Annotated in this window: 13 protein-coding genes; 5 read left to right on the top strand and 8 right to left on the bottom strand. The window is 63.6% G+C overall.

Going from position 1 to position 17,130, the window contains the following annotated elements; all coding sequences use genetic code 11:
- Positions 1 to 24: 24 nt before the first annotated feature.
- Positions 25 to 1,401 (bottom strand): LLM class flavin-dependent oxidoreductase, encoded by a 1,377-nt coding sequence (locus ACWGTI_RS12875; RefSeq protein WP_454587454.1) that lies wholly within the window; start codon positions 1,399 to 1,401, stop codon positions 25 to 27.
- Between the two features lie 49 nt (positions 1,402 to 1,450).
- Positions 1,451 to 2,008 (bottom strand): FMN reductase, encoded by a 558-nt coding sequence (gene msuE / locus ACWGTI_RS12870; RefSeq protein WP_454587453.1) that lies wholly within the window; start codon positions 2,006 to 2,008, stop codon positions 1,451 to 1,453.
- A 409-nt stretch (positions 2,009 to 2,417) separates the two neighbouring features.
- Here msuE and ACWGTI_RS12865 point away from each other — a divergent pair, with 409 nt between their 5' ends.
- Complete coding sequence (locus ACWGTI_RS12865; RefSeq protein ID WP_454587452.1) at positions 2,418 to 3,437, top strand: LLM class flavin-dependent oxidoreductase; 1,020 nt, start codon at positions 2,418 to 2,420, stop codon at positions 3,435 to 3,437.
- 96 nt (positions 3,438 to 3,533) lie between these two features.
- Here the strand turns inward: ACWGTI_RS12865 and ACWGTI_RS12860 are convergent, their stop codons facing one another.
- The 5 genes from ACWGTI_RS12860 to ACWGTI_RS12840 all read right to left on the bottom strand — a co-directional run bounded on the left by ACWGTI_RS12860 (position 3,534) and on the right by ACWGTI_RS12840 (position 10,046).
- A complete protein-coding gene (locus ACWGTI_RS12860; protein WP_454587451.1) occupies positions 3,534 to 4,379 on the bottom strand; it encodes a fumarylacetoacetate hydrolase family protein in 846 nt (281 codons plus the stop codon).
- Positions 4,380 to 4,518: 139 nt separating this feature from the next.
- A complete protein-coding gene (locus ACWGTI_RS12855; RefSeq protein ID WP_454587450.1) occupies positions 4,519 to 5,250 on the bottom strand; it encodes an SDR family oxidoreductase in 732 nt (243 codons plus the stop codon).
- 266 nt (positions 5,251 to 5,516) lie between these two features.
- Complete coding sequence (locus tag ACWGTI_RS12850) at positions 5,517 to 7,889, bottom strand: aldehyde dehydrogenase family protein (RefSeq protein ID WP_454587449.1); 2,373 nt, start codon at positions 7,887 to 7,889, stop codon at positions 5,517 to 5,519.
- Between the two features lie 66 nt (positions 7,890 to 7,955).
- Entirely contained in the window at positions 7,956 to 9,005 is a 1,050-nt protein-coding gene (gene deoC / locus ACWGTI_RS12845; RefSeq protein ID WP_454587448.1) for a deoxyribose-phosphate aldolase, read from the bottom strand.
- A 213-nt stretch (positions 9,006 to 9,218) separates the two neighbouring features.
- Positions 9,219 to 10,046: a ferredoxin--NADP reductase gene (locus ACWGTI_RS12840; protein ID WP_454587447.1), complete on the bottom strand. Its 828-nt coding sequence runs from the start codon at positions 10,044 to 10,046 to the stop codon at positions 9,219 to 9,221.
- Positions 10,047 to 10,268: 222 nt separating this feature from the next.
- Between ACWGTI_RS12840 and ACWGTI_RS12835 the strand changes: the two genes are divergently transcribed.
- Positions 10,269 to 12,353, top strand: a complete 2,085-nt coding sequence (locus tag ACWGTI_RS12835; protein ID WP_454587446.1) for a hydantoinase/oxoprolinase family protein — start codon at positions 10,269 to 10,271, stop codon at positions 12,351 to 12,353.
- Position 12,354: 1 nt separating this feature from the next.
- Positions 12,355 to 14,037 (top strand): hydantoinase B/oxoprolinase family protein, encoded by a 1,683-nt coding sequence (locus ACWGTI_RS12830; RefSeq protein ID WP_454587445.1) that lies wholly within the window; start codon positions 12,355 to 12,357, stop codon positions 14,035 to 14,037.
- A 31-nt stretch (positions 14,038 to 14,068) separates the two neighbouring features.
- Here the strand turns inward: ACWGTI_RS12830 and ACWGTI_RS12825 are convergent, their stop codons facing one another.
- A complete protein-coding gene (locus tag ACWGTI_RS12825; RefSeq protein WP_454587444.1) occupies positions 14,069 to 14,959 on the bottom strand; it encodes an SGNH/GDSL hydrolase family protein in 891 nt (296 codons plus the stop codon).
- Positions 14,960 to 15,157: 198 nt separating this feature from the next.
- Here ACWGTI_RS12825 and ACWGTI_RS12820 point away from each other — a divergent pair, with 198 nt between their 5' ends.
- Both ACWGTI_RS12820 and ACWGTI_RS12815 read left to right on the top strand, forming a co-directional pair.
- Positions 15,158 to 15,928, top strand: a complete 771-nt coding sequence (locus tag ACWGTI_RS12820) for an ABC transporter substrate-binding protein (RefSeq protein WP_454587443.1) — start codon at positions 15,158 to 15,160, stop codon at positions 15,926 to 15,928.
- Between the two features lie 71 nt (positions 15,929 to 15,999).
- Positions 16,000 to 17,127: an aminomethyltransferase family protein gene (locus tag ACWGTI_RS12815; RefSeq protein ID WP_454587442.1), complete on the top strand. Its 1,128-nt coding sequence runs from the start codon at positions 16,000 to 16,002 to the stop codon at positions 17,125 to 17,127.
- The last annotated feature ends 3 nt before the right edge of the window (positions 17,128 to 17,130 follow it).

Below are 17,130 nucleotides of genomic sequence, written 5' to 3'. Positions count from 1 at the left end.
GCGTCATCCCTTCAGCTATGAGGATCATTCGGCGGCAAGGACGGTCGAGCGGGCGACGGTCCATGGGTTTTGCGGCCGCCTGAGACCGAGGTTCTCGCGCAGTGTGCGGCCTTCATAAGCGGTGCGGAACAGGCCGCGCCGTTGCAGTTCGGGAATGACCAGGTCGACGAAATCGTCGAGCGCGCCGGGCAGCCAGGGCGGCAGGATGTTGAAGCCGTCGGCCGCCTCGCTGGTGAACCATTCTTCCAACTGGTCGGCGACCTGCGTGACGCTGCCGACGATGGTGTAGTGGCCGCGCGCCGTCGCCACCCATTGGTAGAGCTGGCGGATGGTGAAGTTGTGCTCGTCGGCAATCTGCCGGATCAGCGCCTGGCGGCTCTTCATGCCTTCGGTTTCCTTGCTCGGCGGCAGCGGGCCGTCGAGCGGATAACCCCTGATGTCGAGCGTCTGGCCGGCGAGGCCGTTGAGCAGCGCAACACCGTCCTCGGGCAGGATGAGGTCGTTGAGCTCTCGGTATTTGGCGCGGGCTTCTTCCTCGGTGCGGCCGACGAAGGGCGCTACGCCCGGCATGATCAGCACCTGATCGGGATCGCGGCCGACTTCCGCCACGCGTGCCTTGATGTCGCGGTAGAACTCCTGCGCCGTCTCGAGCTTCTGATGGGCGGTGAAGATGACCTCGGCCGAGTGCGCGGCAAGGCCGCGGCCGTCCTCGGACTGCCCGGCTTGTACGACAACCGGATGGCCCTGCACCGGGCGCGGCACGTTAAGCGGACCCTTGACGCTGAAATGCTCGCCCTTGTGGTCGATGTCGTGCAACTTGTCCTTGTCGTAGAAGCGGCCCGACTGCTTGTCGCGGATGAAGGCGTCGTCTTCCCAGCTGTCCCACAGCGCCTTGACCGTCTCGACATGCTCATGCGCCCGCGCATAGCGTTCGGCGTGGTTGGGCTGAACGTCGCGGTTGAAATTGCGCGCCGTCTCGTCGCCGGCCGAGGTCACCACGTTCCAGCCGGCGCGGCCGTTGGACAACAGGTCGAGCGAAGCGAATTTGCGCGCCAGCGTGTAGGGCTCCTCATAGGTGGTGGAGGCCGTGGCGATGAAGCCCAGATGCGTGGTCAGCGGCGCAAGTGCTGCAAACAGCGTCACCGGCTCGAAGCCGGCGATCTTGGCATTGCCGCCTTCGCGGGCGCAGAGGCCGACGGTCAGATTGTCAGCCAGGAAGTAGGCGTCGAACAGGCCGCGCTCGGCGGTCAGCGCCAGCTGCTTGTGGAACTCGAAATTGGTGGCGCCGTCGGCCGGCGCATCGGGATGGCGCCAGGCAGCGATATGCTGTCCGCCGCCGGGCAGGAAGGCGCCGAGCTTGATCTGCCGCGGCTTGCCCTGGGATTTGCTGGCTCTGGTCATGTGCAGGCGTCCTCTGGTCTGTGCGGGAAAGGGGATGTCGCGGTCCGGATCAGGCGGCCAGGCCGACCCTGTAGGGCACGCCGGCCACCCGGCACGCCTCGGCCACTGCCTGCCGGGCTCGCGCCTGGACGGCTTCGGACACCAGCACGCCATTGGCGAAATCCTTGTCCGAGGCGTAGATCGCGGTCGGCAGGGTCTGCGCCTCGAAGAAGCCGAACAGCGGCCGCAGCTGGTGTTCGACGACAAGCGCATGCCGCTCGCCGCCGCCGGTCGCCGCGAGGATGACCGGCTTGCCGCGCAACGATGTCGGGTCGAGCAGGTCGAAGAAGTGCTTGAACAGCCCGGTGTAGCTGCCCTTGAAGGTCGGCGAGCCGACCACCAGCACTTCGGCGCGGAGCACCTGCTCGACGATGCCGCGCGCCAACGGATCGAGATCGCCAAGCTGCCTAGCGGGCGGAAAGGACGGGCCGAGGTCGTCGATGTCGAAAACGCTCAAAGCCGCGCCTGCACGGCTCGCGACCTCACCGGCGATGTGGCTGACGAACGCCTTGGTTTTGGACGGACGGGTCAGGTTGCCAGACAACCCCACCACCAGCTTTTTTGACATCCGAGGCTCCTTCTCGCAGAACTTGCTATCCGCATTAAGCCTACCGATTTTGTAGAATTAAATGAGCGAGAAGATTTCAAAACCGGGCGATGAAGCGAATGGAGTTTGCGGCAGAGCGCGTTTGATTGGTTCATTTGCGCCAAAAGACGCGAAGCGGCAGATGCTGGCCTAGACCCAACCGCCCAGCGAAGAGAGGAGCCATGGCCAGTTTGGGAGTGTGCTTGAACGGTATTCAAGTCGTCACCAGCATGCCGACTGGCTGCTACAACAATCCTGGCGCTTTGCATGCCGATGGGTATCGTCGCGAAACCGTCAAGGGTCGGCGCCGTTGACACTGCGTTGCGTGAGATTCGATTGAACCCAATCGCACGGGCGACGAAGTAGGGACCTGCAAGAACAGGATGCGCGCATGAAAAAGATCGGCTTTCTTTCCTTCGGCCATTGGTCGCCCTCGTCGCAGTCGCAGACGCGCTCGGCCGCCGATGCGCTTTTGCAGTCGATCGACCTGGCGGTAGCTGCTGAGGAGCTGGGCGCGGACGGCGCCTATTTCCGCGTGCATCACTTTGCCCGCCAGCTCGCTTCGCCCTATCCGCTTCTGGCCGCGGTCGGCGCCCGCACCAGCCGCATCGAGATCGGCACCGCCGTCATCGACATGCGTTACGAGAATCCGCTGTATATGGCCGAGGATGCAGGTGCTGCCGACCTGATCGCCGGTGGCCGGCTGCAACTCGGCATCAGCCGCGGCTCGCCTGAGCAGGTGATCGACGGTTGGCGCTACTTCGGCTACGTGCCGCAGGAAGGCCAGAGCGACGCGGATATGGCGCGCAGCCATGCCGAGGTGTTCCTGAACGTCCTGCGCGGCGAAGGCTTTGCGCAGCCCAATCCGCGGCCGATGTTTCCCAATCCGCCCGGAATGCTGCGCCTCGAACCGTTCTCGGACGGTCTGCGTGACCGCATCTGGTGGGGCGCCGCCACCAACGCCACCGCCGTATGGGCGGCCAAGCTCGGCATGAACCTGCAGAGCTCGACGCTGAAGTTCGACGAGAGCGGGCAGCCGCTCCACATCCAGCAGGCCGAACAGATCCGCGCCTTCCGCGCAGCGTGGAAGGAAGCCGGCCACGCGCGCGAGCCGCGCGTGTCGGTCAGCCGCAGCATCTTCGCCCTGGTCGATGACCGCGACCGCGCCTATTTCGGCGGCAACGATTCAGAGGATCATTTCGGTTATATCGAGCCCGAGAAGCGCGCCGTTTTCGGGCGAACCTACGCGGCCGAACCGGATGTCCTGGTCGACCAGCTGAAAGAGGACGAAGCGATCGCCGAAGCCGACACGCTGCTTCTAACCGTCCCCAACCAGCTGGGTGTGGAGTACAACGCCCATGTCATCGAGGCGATCCTGAAGCACGTCGCGCCGGCTCTCGGCTGGCGCTGACAACCAATAGCCGTTGTTCAAGCAAATACGGCCGGGCAGTCATTGGCGATGACGGCCCGGCCGATTGGTTAATGCATCTCCTGGGAGATCACGCTGTTACGCGTCTGCCTTGAATGTCTGCTTCTGCTGGCCGAGCCCCTCGATGCCGAGCTCAACCACGTCGCCGGCCTTCAGGAACACCGGCGGCTTCATGCCGAGGCCGACGCCGGGCGGCGTGCCGGTGGAGATGATGTCGCCGGGGTGCAGCGACATGAACTGGCTGAGATAGGAGACGAGATAGGCAACGCCGTAGACCATGGTCTTGGTCGAGCCGTTCTGCATGGTCTTGCCGTTGACGGTCAGCCACATTTTCAGGTTCTGCGGGTCGGCCACTTCATCCTTGGTGACCAGCCACGGGCCGGTCGGGCCGAACGTGTCGCAGCTCTTGCCCTTGGTCCACTGGCCCTGGCGCTCGGCCTGGAAGGCGCGCTCGGAGACGTCATGGGCGACGGCATAGCCGGCGACATAGTCCAGCGCCTCGGCCGCGCTGACATATTTTGCTTTTCTGCCGATGACCACGGCAAGCTCGACCTCCCAGTCGGTCTTTTCCGAGCCGCGCGGAATCAGCACGTCGTCATCCGGGCCGACGATGGCCGAGCTGGCCTTCATGAAAATGATCGGCTCCGGCGGCACGGTGGCGCCGGTTTCGGCTGCATGGTCGGAATAGTTCAGCCCGATGCAGATGAACTTGCCGGTGCCGGCAACGCAGGCGCCGAGCCGTGGGCTGCCCGACACCGCCGGCAGCGACTTCGGATCGAGCTTCGACAATGTCTCGAGCGACGCCGGATCGAGCGCCTTGCCGGCAATGTCGGAGACATGACCTGAAAGATCGCGGATCGTTCCATCCGCATCGAGCAGACCGGGGCGTTCATTCCCTATCTCGCCATAGCGCAGCAGTTTCATCTTGCTCTCCAAATTGCGGCCCAGGGCCGTTTTCAAACTCACTCTGCCAAAGCGACGAGGGGCGGACTCTGGCTATCGGATCCGACCTCGGGCAAGCCGGACTAATGGACTGCTCGATCCCGCGGATCGAGACTATTGCTCAGATCGACCAGCCGCCGTCGATATTGTAGGCCTGCCCCGACGTGTAGGTGGCGCCGGCGAGATAGACGGCAAGGTCGGCGATTTCCTCGGGCGTGCCGAGACGGCCCATTGGCTGGCGGGCGATGAAGGCCGCGCGGGCAGCTTCGTAGTCACCCTGCGCGTGCATACGGTCCTGCAGCGACGGGCTTTCGACGGTACCGGGGCAGATGGCATTGCAACGAATGCCCTTGGCGACATAGTCGGCGGCTATCGCCTTGGTGAGGCCGATGACGGCCGCTTTGGTGACGCCATAGGCGAAGCGGTTGGGAACGCCCTTGCCGGCGCCGGCAACCGAAGACATGTTGATGATCGAGCCGTCGCCGCGCTCCAGCATGCCGGGCAGCACGGCGCGAATGGTGCGGATCATGGCGCGGACATTGAGGTTGAAGGCAAAATCGAGATCGGCATCCTTCATCTCGAGGATCGAGCCGGAATGAACGAAGCCGGCGCAGTTGAACAGAACGTCGACGCGGCCGATTTCGGCAAAGCCCGATGTCACGGCATCATCATTGAGAACATCAAGCTTGCGTGTCTTGATCCCGGATGATTTGGCGAGTTCGGCCAGCAGCGCTTCGTTGATGTCGGTGGCATGGACGACGGCACCTGCCTTGGCGAAGGCCAGCGCGCTCGCCTTGCCGATGCCTTGCGCCGCCGCCGTGACGACAACGACCTTGCCCGCCAGATCCGCCATGCTTTTCTCCTCGCCTCTTGGTCAACCGGATTTACGGAAGGCTGACCGGGGCGTCCTGTGCCAGACAGGCGCGACTATGCGGCCTGCGGTTCACGAATATAAATGTTTTTTCTGGTTAAAGAACACTTGCCCGGGCGTCAAGCCCCGAACGTGATCACCTTCGTGACCGCCATGTAATGGATATCACTTGCTCTGGCGCGACAACATGTATGACAACAGGACAATGAGTCACGCTGCCTTGGTTTGTTGAGGGCACGAAGTGCCTATCAGTCGCCGTAAGGAACCCAGACGTTCTTGACCTCGACGGCGCGCCGCAGAAGGGCATCGCCCGCGACCTCATCCGACGCCCAGTCGAGGCTGCGGCCGTTGCCGGTCCAGACCCGCTTGAGATTGCCGATGGAGTCGGCTTCCGTCTTGGCGCAGGTGTCGGCGTCGGCGAAAACCCAGAGCCCGTCGACATCATCGTGCTTGGCCAGCACGCCGGCAAGTTCCGCCGTGCGGCCGGTGACGATGTTGATGGCGCCGGCCGGAACGTCGGAATATTCGATCACCTGATAGAGATCGGTGGCGAGCAGCGGGTATTTTTCCGATGGCACCGCAACCACGGTGTTGCCCATGGCGAGTGCCGGGGCCACCAGCGATATCAGGCCGAGCAGCGGCGCGCTGTCGGGTGCGACGATGCCGACGACACCGACCGGTTCGTGCAGAGCGAGCGTGACGGCGCGGGCGGGCGGCTGATGCACCCTACCCTCGAACTTGTCGGCGAGGCCGGCATAGAGGAAGAGGCGCTCTATGGACTGCTCCACTTCTTCCCGCGCGGCCTTGGCGTTGGCGCCGGTGAGTTCGGCAAGCCGGGCGGCGAACTCATTGGCTCGGCCGGACAGATTTTCGGCGAGATAATAGAGCACCTGGGAACGGTTGTAGGCGGTCGCATCCGGCCAGGCTTTGCAGGCGCGCGCCGCCGCAACGGCATCACGGATATCCTTGCGGCTGCCGAGGCCAACTTCACCGGCGAGCTTGCCCTTGGCGGTGGCGACGGCAAGCGAATAATTGCCATCGGGCCGCACCTGCTTGCCGCCGATGAACAGCTTTGCCGTGCGATCGATGGCGCCGCCATCCGATTGCTCGACAGGCTGTGCCGAAGACGCCGCCGGCTTGATCACCGGGCCAAGCGGCAGCTTTGCCGTGAGATATTCGAACATGCCCTCGCGCCCGCCTTCACGGCCAAAGCCGCTTTCGCGGTAGCCGCCGAAGCCGCAGGCGGCGTCGAACATGTTGGTGCCGTTGACCCAGACGACGCCGGCCTTCAGCTGCGGCGCGACATGCAGCGCAAGGTTGATGTTCTCGCTCCACACCGAGGCGGCGAGGCCATAGCGCGTGTTGTTGGCAAGCTCGATCGCTTCCTCGGTGTTGCGGAAGGTCATGGTCGCCAGAACCGGGCCGAACACTTCCTCCTGCGCCAGGATATTAGCCGGCGAAACGCCGGTTGCGAGCGTCGGCAGATGGAAATAGCCTGAGGAGGGCAGCACGGCATCCGGCTGCCAGCAGACGGCGCCCTGTTTTGCGCCTTCAGCGACCAAGCCTTTGACCCGGTCGAGCTGGGTGGCGTCGACCAGCGGGCCGATATCGGTGTTCTTGTCCAGCGGGCTGCCGACGCGCAGCCGGCTCATCCTGACCTTAACCTTGGCGATCAAGGCATCGGCGATGCCTTCCTGCACCAGTAGCCGCGACCCGGCGCAACAGACCTGGCCCTGGTTGAACCAGATGCCGTCGACCAGACCTTCGACCGCGCTGTCGAGATCGGCATCCTCGAAGACGATGAAGGCCGACTTGCCGCCGAGTTCCAACGACAGTTTCTTGCCGGACCCGGCAGTGGCCTTGCGGATGATCTTGCCGACCTCGGACGAGCCGGTGAAGGCGATCTTCTGGATGCCGGGGTGGTTGACGATCGCCACGCCCGCTTCAGGCCCGCCCTGGACGATGTTGACGACGCCTTTGGGCACGCCGGCACGCTCGCAGATTTCGGCGAACAGGATGGCGGTGAGCGGGGTGAATTCGGCCGGCTTCAGCACCACAGTGCAGCCGGCGGCGAGCGCCGGCGCGATCTTCCAGGCCAGCATCAGCAGCGGGAAATTCCACGGGATGATCTGGCCGACGACACCGACACCCTTGTGGCCGGGGAAATCCTTGTCCAGCGCCTGCGCCCAGCCGGCATGATGGATGAAATGGCGGATGGCCAGCGGCACGTCGATGTCGCGGCTTTCGCGGATCGGCTTGCCGTTGTCGATTGTCTCAAGCACCGCGAACAGGCGCTGATGCCGCTGCATGGCGCGGCCGATGGCGTAGAGCACTTTGGCGCGCTGGTAGCCAGAGGACGCCGACCATTTCGGCAGCGCCTTGGTCGCTGCGGCAACAGCCGCGTCGATATCAGCAGCGCCGGCATCCGACACCTTGGCCAGCAGTTTGCCGGATGACGGCTCGCTGGTGTCAAAGGTCTTGCCGCCCGCAGCGGCCTTCCAGGCACCGTCGATGAACAGCGCCTTGCCGAAGTCGCGCGCGGCGAGCCACGCATCGGCCTCGTTGCGGGCTTCCGGCGCCGGGCCGTATTCCATGGCGTGATAGCGTTCAAGGATGTTCATGTGGTGCCTCCTTCACCCTCCCCTTGTGGGGAGGGTCGATCGGCAAAGCCGATCGGGGTGGGGGTTTTACGCCATCGCGTGGCGATGATTGGCCGAATAGTGCCCCGTCAGATGGTGTTCGAGCTGGCGCTCTATGTCGGTCAGCAGGCTTGAGGCGCCGAAGCGGAACAGGTCCGGCTCCAGCCACGGCCGTCCGAGCTCCTCCTTCATCAGCACCAGCCAGTCGAGCGAAGCCTTGGCGGTGGAAATGCCGCCGGCCGGCTTGAAGCCGATGAGAAAGCCGGTCTCCTCGAAATAGGCCCTGATGGCGCGCACCATGGCCAGCCCAACGGGCAGCGTGGCGTTGACGCTCTCCTTGCCGGTCGAGGTCTTGATGAAGTCGGCGCCGGCCATCATCGCCACCATCGAGGCCAGCATGACATTGCGCAGCGTGGCGAGATCGCCGGTGCCCAGGATGACCTTCAAATGCGCATCGCCGCAGGCTTCGCGCATCGAGACGATCTCGTTGTAGAGCTCCTGCCATTTGGCGCCGAAGACCAGGCCGCGCGGGATCACGACGTCGATCTCGTCGGCGCCATCGCGGACCGATGCCTCGACCTCCTGAAGGCGTGTCGACAGCGGCGCGAGGCCATGCGGGAAGGCGGTGGAGACGGCAGCGACATGGATGCCGGTGCCGCGCACGGCGTCAACAGCCGTAGCGACGAACGGATGATAGACGCAGACCGCAGCCGGGCGGATTTTTTCGCCCTCTATGCCAAGTCCCTCGACGATGTCGCGGCGGAACGGGTTGATCGCCTTGGCGCAGAGCCGGCGCACGCGCTCTTCGGTGTCGTTGGAATTCAGCGTCGTCAAATCCATGCAGGAGACGGCGCGCAACAGCCAGGCAGCCTGGTTGTCGGCCTTGATCGAGCGGCGCTTGGTCAGGCTGGCGACGCGGCGCTCCAGCGCCGAGCGGTTGACTGAGCGCACCGATTCCATGAAGCCCAAATCGAGCCGCATGCCGGTGTTGCGGGCAATGCCGTGCGACTGTGGGACAGGCGTGTTGGCTGCCGCCCGCGCCGGCAAGGGCGTGACCTTGGACGCGCCGAGATCGGCTTCGCGGATTGTGCTGCTCATCTCCTGCCCTTTCGCTCGACGATTTTACGCCGTGTCGTTCCTCCCGAACCGCAGGGCGGTTTTGGGCGACACACGCCGAAGATAGCCCGTGAATCGATGCTTCACGAGTCCTTCAAGCGGTCATAGCGGAAAAAGGCGACGAAAGCAGCTGAATTTTGACCACATGGTCAAAATTCAAATTCGAGGGCGTAGGCGCCGAAGCGCCGGCTGATGTCAGCCGACGAAAGCACGCTCGACGACGAAGGTCGAGGGATGGCTGAGCGAACCTTCATGGAAGCCGAGGCTTTCTGCCAGTTCCTTGACGTCCTTCAGCATGTGCATCGAGCCGCAGATCATGATGCGGTCGGTTTCCGGATTGAGCTTCTCGATGCCGAGATCGCTGTAGAACTTGCCGGAGCCGATCAGCGCGGTGATGCGGCCCATGCGGCCGGATTCTTCGCGGGTGGTCGAATTGTAGAGGGTGACGCGGCCGGTGGTCAGCTCACCGATCAGCGGATCGCTTTCGAGCGCCGACACGAGCTCCTGGCCATAGACCAGTTCGGCATTGTCGCGGCAGGTGTGGGTGAGGATGAGCTGATCGAACTTCTCGTAGGTGTCGGGGTCGCGCAGCAGGCTGGCGAAAGGCGCGATGCCGGTGCCGGTCGAGATCATGAACAGGCGCTTTGCCGGGGTCAGCGCATCGACGACGAGCGTGCCGGTCGACTTCTGGCGCATGATGACGGTGTCACCGACCTGGATCTTCTGCAGTTCGGAAGTCAGCGGGCCGTCGGGCACCTTGATCGAGAAGAATTCCAGCTCTTCGTCCCAGGCCGGGCTCGCCACCGAATAGGCGCGGTAGACCGGCTTTTCGGCATTGGGCAGGCCGATCATGACGAACTCGCCGGAGCGGAAGCGCAGCGACTGCGGACGGGTGATGCGGAACGAGAACAGGCGGTCGGTGTAGTGCTTCACCGAGACGACGGTTTCGGCATAGACATTGGCCGGAATCGGGAACTGCAGCGGACGGGCGCCGGCGGTGTTGAACGCGGATGTGGTGTTCATCAAATCCAACTCAGTCTTGCCCACTCACATATGCGGGCGCCAAATCATTTCCTGCGCGCCCGGACCATTCAGGTCCCGGCGTGCCGTTCACACACTCCAAAGCGGTAAGCTCTTGTGTCCCAAATTTATTAGTATACAAACGATATTTGTGTCAAGATACCACGCTAAAACAGCTTTCCAAACTGTGGCATATTCGTAGTCCTGCCATTTCGGGTTTCGACAATGAAAGAGAATTTTTCGGTGCAACAGCCGGATTCCCTGGGTAACGTCGTTGCCGGCATCGATGTCGGCGGAACTTTTACCGACCTCATTTTGATCGACGGAAAAGACGGCGGAAAGGTGCATATCGCCAAGACGCCGACCACGGTCGACAACCAGGCTTTCGGCGTCGTTTCAGCGCTTGGCGCCACCGGCTTTGCCATAGACGGCATCGACCTCATCGTGCACGGCACGACCACCACAACCAATGCAGTGCTGGAGCGCCGGCTGGCGAAAACCGGCATGATCACCACACGCGGATTTCGCGATGTGATCGAGCTTGGCCGCCGCACACGGCCACAGCCCTACGGCATGACCGGAAGCTTCGTGCCGATCATCCCGCGCGATCTCCGGCTCGAAGTGTCGGAGCGCGTCGAGGCCTCGGGCGCGGTGCGCACAGCGCTGGACGAGGAAGAGATGCGCGCGGCGGTGAAGGCGTTGGTCGACATCGGCTGCGAATCCCTCGTCATCCATTTCCTGCACTCCTACGCCAACCCGTCGCATGAGCGGCGCGCGGCCGAGATTGCCGCCGAACTCTGGCCGAACGGCTATATCACCACCGGCCATGCGCTTTTGTCGGAAGCTCGCGAATTCGAGCGTGGGGTGACGGCAGCGGTCAACGCTTCGGTCCAGCCGATCCTCGAGCGCTATGTCGAGCGGCTGCGCAAGGAACTGGCGGCCAAGGGCTATGCCCGCGACTTCCTTATCATGAACGGCAATGGCGGCATGATCTCGGCCCGTTTCGTCACTCGCGAATCGGCCAAGACCGTGATGTCCGGCCCGGCCTCGGGCGTCATTGCCGCCGCCTATACGGGCAAGCGCGCCGGCTTCGAAAACCTCGTCACCTACGACATGGGCGGCACCTCCACCGATGTGGCGCTGATCCGCAATGCCGAGCCTGCCGTCTCCAACGAGATCGAGATCGAATATGCGATGCCGATCCATGTGCCGATGGTGGCCGTGCATACAGTCGGCGCCGGCGGCGGTTCGATCGCGCGCGTCGATGCGGCCGGGCTGATCCAGATCGGTCCCGAAAGTGCCGGCGCCAATCCCGGCCCGATCTGCTACGGCCGCGGCGGTGTGGAGCCGACCATCACCGACGCCAATCTGGTGCTGGGGCGGCTGGCGCCGAAGAAGCTGCTGGCGGTCGAAAATCCGGTCACCGTCGAGGGCGTCACCGGCATTTTCGAGGACAGAATAGGCAAGGCCACCGGCTTGTCCGGCGTCGAGGCGGCGGGCGCAATCCTGCGGCTCGGCAACATGAAGATGGCCGGCGCCATCCGCATGGTCTCGGTGTCGCGTGGCCACGATCCGCGCGATTTCGCGCTGTTTGCCTTTGGCGGTGCCGGGCCGTTGCACGCATCCGCGCTGGCGCGCGAACTCGGCCTGCCCCGCGTACTGGTGCCGGCGCGTCCGGGCATCACCAACGCGCTCGGCTGCGTCGTCGCCGATCTGCGCCACGACTTCGTCAACACCATCAACCAGCCGGTCGCCGTGCTCGATGAAGCCGGGCTTCGCGAGGTGCTGGAACGCCACCGTGGGGAAGGCGAAGAGCTGATCGGCAAGGAAGCGGTGAAGCCGGAGACGATCCGTGTCACCCATTCCGCCGACATGCAGTTTGTCGGCCAGACCCACATCATCAACCTGGCGCTGCCGTCTTCGTCGGTGACCCGGAACGAATTGCAAGCGCTGTTCGAAAAGGCCTATTTCGCCCGCTTCAAGGTCGAACTGCCGGAAATTCGCGCCAATCTGGTCAACCTCAACACATCGGTCACCGGCGTACGCCCGGCGATCGACCTGTCGCGGCTGATCGACCCGGCCGGGCGCGCCAGGACGCTCGACGAGGCCCTGCGCGAGACAAGGCCTGTCTGGTATGCCGGACGCTGGCACGACACGCCGGTGTACGCACGCGAAAAGCTGCCGCTCGATGCCGTCATTGAGGGGCCGGCGATCCTCGAACAGATGGACGCCACCACCGTGCTCGAACCCGGCGACAGCGCCCGCTCGGACGCCGACGGCAACATCATCATCGACATCGGCGAGGCCTGAGATGCAAAAGCTCGACGCCATCACGCTTTCGGTCCTCCAGGCAGCCCTCCAGCAGGTCTGCGACGAAATGGACCTGACCTTTTCGCGCGCCGCCTTCTCGCCTGTCATCGCCGAGGCCAATGACCGTTCCGACGGCATCTATTCCGCTGTCGACGGTTCGCTGATCGCACAAGGCAGCCAGGGCCTGCCGGTGTTCGTCGGCGTCATGCAGTATTCGACCAAGACGGTGATCGAGATGATCGCCGGCGGTCGTTGCCTGGCGCCGGAGCCGGGCGACATCTACATTGTCAACGATCCCTATCTCGGCGGCACGCATCTGATGGATGTGCGCTTCGCCATGCCGGTCTATCGCGGCGGAAAGATATTTTGCTGGCTATCGAATACCGGCCACTGGCCCGATATTGGCGGCTCGGTGCCGGGTGGCTTCTCAGCATCGGCCACTGCCGTCGAACAGGAAGGGCTGCGGCTGCCGCCGGTCAAGCTGTTCAAGAAGGGCGTGCTCGATCCCGAGATTTACGCCATCATCTGCTCCAACATCCGCGTTGCAGACCAGCGCATCGGCGATATCCGGGCGCAGGCCGCGGCGCTGCTGATCGGCCAGGATCGGCTCAATGGAATCCTGGATCGTTACGGCGACGAAACTGTTGTCGAGGCGATCGCCGAACTGCGCCGCCGCGCCGCCGAACAGATGCGCGCCAACATCTCCGCCATTCCCGACGGCACCTACAGTTCGCAGGCCTTTGTGGACTCGGACGGCGTGGTCAACGAGCCGCTGACCATTGCGCTCGCCGTGGAGAAGAAGGGCGACACGCTGACCTTCGATTTCGCCGGCTCATCTAAGCCCTGCGCCGGGCCAATGAACAGCGTGCTGGCGACGACATTGTCGTCGGTCTATCTCGCCATGCGCCACATCTTCCCTGACGTGCCGATCAGCGCCGGCGCCTTCGAGCCGCTGATCGTCAAGCGGCCGGAGGGCACCTTCCTCGACGCGAAATACCCGCGCCCGGTTTCCGGCTGCGCGGCCGAAGTCTCGCAGCGCATTGCCGAGGCGGTGTTCGCGGCGATGGTGCAGGCGCTGCCGGAGAAGGTGACGGCGGCTCCGGCTGGCTCGAGCGGCAATTTCGCGCTGGGCGGCAACGACCCGGCACGCGGGCGCGACTATGTGATGTACCAGATCTCCGGCGGCGGCTATGGTGGCAATTCAGGCCATGACGGGCTGACCAATGGCTGCTCGACCATCGGCATTTCGAAATCGCCGCCGGTCGAGATCATGGAGCAGGCGTTTCCCGTGCTCTACCGCCATTACGCCTTGCGCGAAGGCTCGGGCGGAGCCGGCAAGCAGCGCGGCGGTTTCGGCCTCGCCTATGAGGTCGAGATATTGCGGGGCGAGGCGCGTGCGTCCTTCGTCATGGACCATGGCCGTTTCGGCCCGCAGGGCGCGCTGGGCGGCAAGGACGGCGCCCCCAACACAGTGACGGTTTACCGTGACGGCGAGGAACATGTGCCGCCGCATCTGTCCAAGGAGCAGGACATCGCGCTCAAGGCTGGCGACCGCGTGCGCATCGGCACGCCAGGTGGCGGCGGCTATGGCGATCCGCGCCAGCGCGACCCAAAACTGATCGCCGAGGATGTCCGGCTTGGCTATTATACCGAAGAGCAAGCCAAACACTTGTTCGGAGTCTGATACGCCAACGGTCCCGAGTTCGGCACCGTCGTCAAGTCTGCAACGTCGCCTTCAGCGCATCGGCAAATTTCTGCGCGATCTTCTTGAAGCCGGCGGGATCGGGGTGAAGCTCGTTGGCCCAGTCGGCCGGCTTCAGCGTTCCCTGCGTGTCGACCAGATGGAAATTGTTGCGCGGCTCGTCGGCCAGGCGTTTGACGACATCGCGGAACGCCGCCAGCGTGTCGTGGACGATGACCGTGCCTTTGGCGACCGACCAGTTGCAGAAATCGAGCGACGGTTTCAGCCATGGACCGACACAGGACGGATGCGCGCCGTTCGGGATGGGAAAATCATAGCAATGGCCGAAGATCGGCACGCCGGGTGCGACCCGGTCACGCAGCGCAAACAAATCGAGATAGCAGGCCTCGACCATGCCGAGCGCCTTGGTGAAACGGTCCTTGTTCAGCCCGGCGGCATGGCCGTCATTGAAGTTGAGGAAGATGCAGAACTGGTCGCCGGCGATGTCATTGCCGCCGGCCGAAAACAGGATCGCGTCGGGCTTGCCGTCCAGCCAGTTCGCCTTGTTGCGCAGCGCCGAGATCATCCGCTGCTGCTTGGGCAATGACATCTCGTCGGTCGCGGCATCGCCATGATGGGCAAGGTTGAGGATGGTCGGCGGCATCGGGCCAATCCGGCGCAGCTGCGCGATCACATCGGTGTCGACAAACGGAAATCCGTTGCCGGTCAGCGGATAGTCGAACCAGGAATCGCCCTGCGCCAGCATGACCAGCGGGCGGTTGGCGACGGCCGCTTCGAGATTGCCTGCACTTTCCCTTGCGGTTTCGAGCCGCTCGATATTGGCCTGGTGGGCCTTGATGCGCTTGGCGATGTCTTCATCGATGCGCCGCTGCGCGGCTTCCTGCACGAATTCCTGCTGGTCCATCCCCAGGTCCCTCCCCCGACCGTCTATGACTGGCTGAGCATACGCCTATGTCCATGATCGATCTGTAATTTGGATCACAGTAAGATTTCCTGGGGAAGGACGCCTTGCCGCGCCGTGATCGCCGCAGAGCGTGTCGTTTCCGTCTCCGTGAAGCCCGCAAAAGACCATAGACTTCCTTCATCAACGGGGACCCAGAACATGCGTCTTTTCGGTCGTTTCGTGCTTGCCGCTTCCGCAGCCCTGCTGCTTGCCACCGGTGCTGCCTCTGCCGAGAAACTCAGGATCGGCACCGAGGGCGCCTATCCGCCATTCAACTATGCCAATTCGGATGGCACGCTGGGTGGGTTCGACATCGACCTCGGCAAGGCGCTGTGCGCCGAGATGAAGGCCGAGTGCGAATTCTCCGTGCAGGATTTCGATGGTTCCATTCCGGCGCTGCAGGCCGGCAAGTTCGACGCCATCATCAACATCACCATCACGCCGGAACGGGCCGAGAAGGTCGAGTTCACGCACAAATACTACCAGACGCCACCGGCCATCGCCGTGCCGAAGGATTCGACCATCGCCGGGACCTCGCCGGCCGATCTGAAGGGCAAGGTGCTGGGCGTGCAGAACGCCACCATCCACCAGAATTTCGCCGAGCAGAAATATTCAGGCTCGACCGTCAAGGCCTATCCGACCGGCGACGACGCCCGCACCGACATGGCCAATGGCCGGCTCGATGCGATGATGGACGGCTCGATCATCCTGACCGAGTGGCTGAAGAAGCCCGACGGCGCCTGCTGCAAATTGCTCGGCACGATGACCGCCGACCTTGCCATTCACGGCCCCGGCGTCGGCATCGCACTGCAGAAGGGCAACAAGGAGCTGGCCGACAAGTTCAACGCCGCGATCGACGCGCTGCGCGCCAACGGCAAGTACAAGGAAATCAACGATAAATATTTCTCATTCGACGTCTACGGCAGCTAATCCCCTCCCAAGCCTGACCCCCGGCAGCGCCATCAGGCGCTGCCGTTTTTCATTGATGATGGAGACTATTTGTGGTTGAGCGGCGTTCCCCCTTTTACGGCAGCATTGTCGGTCTCGGCGCGACGATGGGCCGAGTCGGCGGCGAGTTCGTCTCGGCCAAATATTATTCCGGCATTGCCGACGAGCACCTGAACACGCGCAGGAATGTCGGCGTGCAGGACCTCAGCACCATGGGCAAGATGGACATCAAGGGGTCGGACGCCGAGGCGCTGGTCAACCACGTCATCGTCAACGATGCCGCCGCGATGAAGCCCGGCCATGTCCGCTATACGACCGTGTGCCGCGAGGATGGCGGCATCATGGACGACCTCACCGTGTTTCGGTTGGGACCGGAGCATTTCATGCTGGTGACCGGTTCGGTCAACCGGCTGAAGATACTGCCCTGGCTGCAGCACCATGCTGAAGCGCGGAAAGCCTATGTCACCGACATCACCGCGGCGGTCGCGTTCCCGACCATACAGGGGCCGCGCTCGCGAGAGCTTCTGAAAGCGATGATCTCCGATGCCGATCTCGATGGGTTGAAGCGCTGGGCGTTCACGTCGGGCCATGTCGGCGAGACGAAAGTGCTGATCTCGCGCACCGGCGTCACCGGCGAACTCGGCTTCGAACTGTTCGTGCCGGCCGACGAGGCCGCTTCAGTCTGGAATACGCTGATGAAAGCCGGCACCGATTTCGGCCTGAAGCCCTATGGCGTGCTGGCGATGTTCACGCTCGGGCTGGAAAAGGCCTATCCGGCGCATGGCATCGACATGGATGAAAGCCGCACGCCTTTCAATGTCGGGCTCGACCGTTTCATCAAATTCGACAAGGGCGATTTCATCGGCCGCGAAGCGCTGCTGAAGGTGCGAGACAAGTGCCTCAATGGGGGCTTGGACGACCGCTGGACCGGGCTGATCCTGGACGGCGACAAGCCTGCGGCGACGGACGCCCGGGTGACGGCCGATGGCGAGGATGCCGGCATCGTTACCTACAGCGATCACGGCTATTCGCTGGGCAAGGTGCTTGCCACCGCACATTTGCGGCTGCCGTTCACGGCGATTGGAACGGACCTTCGCATCGATGTCGACGGCAAGCCGACCCGTGCGGTGGTGGCGCCGATGCCGTTCTTCGATCCCGAAGGCGCTCGGCTGCGCGCCTGATAT

The sequence above is a fragment of the Mesorhizobium sp. ArgA1 genome (assembly GCF_053714375.1).
This window is presented reverse-complemented; position numbering and strand designations above follow the sequence as displayed.

Excerpts from the sequence above, each read along its gene's own strand:
- ACWGTI_RS12835 (WP_454587446.1), top strand. The coding sequence starts at position 10,269 with ATGAAAGAGAATTTTTCGGTGCAACAGCCGGATTCCCTGGGTAACGTC.
- ACWGTI_RS12820 (WP_454587443.1), top strand. The coding sequence starts at position 15,158 with ATGCGTCTTTTCGGTCGTTTCGTGCTTGCCGCTTCCGCAGCCCTGCTG.
- ACWGTI_RS12840 (WP_454587447.1), bottom strand. The coding sequence starts at position 10,046 with ATGAACACCACATCCGCGTTCAACACCGCCGGCGCCCGTCCGCTGCAG.
- ACWGTI_RS12830 (WP_454587445.1), top strand. The coding sequence starts at position 12,355 with ATGCAAAAGCTCGACGCCATCACGCTTTCGGTCCTCCAGGCAGCCCTC.
- ACWGTI_RS12825 (WP_454587444.1), bottom strand. The coding sequence starts at position 14,959 with ATGGACCAGCAGGAATTCGTGCAGGAAGCCGCGCAGCGGCGCATCGAT.
- ACWGTI_RS12865 (WP_454587452.1), top strand. The coding sequence starts at position 2,418 with ATGAAAAAGATCGGCTTTCTTTCCTTCGGCCATTGGTCGCCCTCGTCG.
- ACWGTI_RS12855 (WP_454587450.1), bottom strand. The coding sequence starts at position 5,250 with ATGGCGGATCTGGCGGGCAAGGTCGTTGTCGTCACGGCGGCGGCGCAA.
- ACWGTI_RS12850 (WP_454587449.1), bottom strand. The coding sequence starts at position 7,889 with ATGAACATCCTTGAACGCTATCACGCCATGGAATACGGCCCGGCGCCG.
- ACWGTI_RS12875 (WP_454587454.1), bottom strand. The coding sequence starts at position 1,401 with ATGACCAGAGCCAGCAAATCCCAGGGCAAGCCGCGGCAGATCAAGCTC.
- deoC (WP_454587448.1), bottom strand. The coding sequence starts at position 9,005 with ATGAGCAGCACAATCCGCGAAGCCGATCTCGGCGCGTCCAAGGTCACG.
- ACWGTI_RS12860 (WP_454587451.1), bottom strand. The coding sequence starts at position 4,379 with ATGAAACTGCTGCGCTATGGCGAGATAGGGAATGAACGCCCCGGTCTG.
- msuE (WP_454587453.1), bottom strand. The coding sequence starts at position 2,008 with ATGTCAAAAAAGCTGGTGGTGGGGTTGTCTGGCAACCTGACCCGTCCG.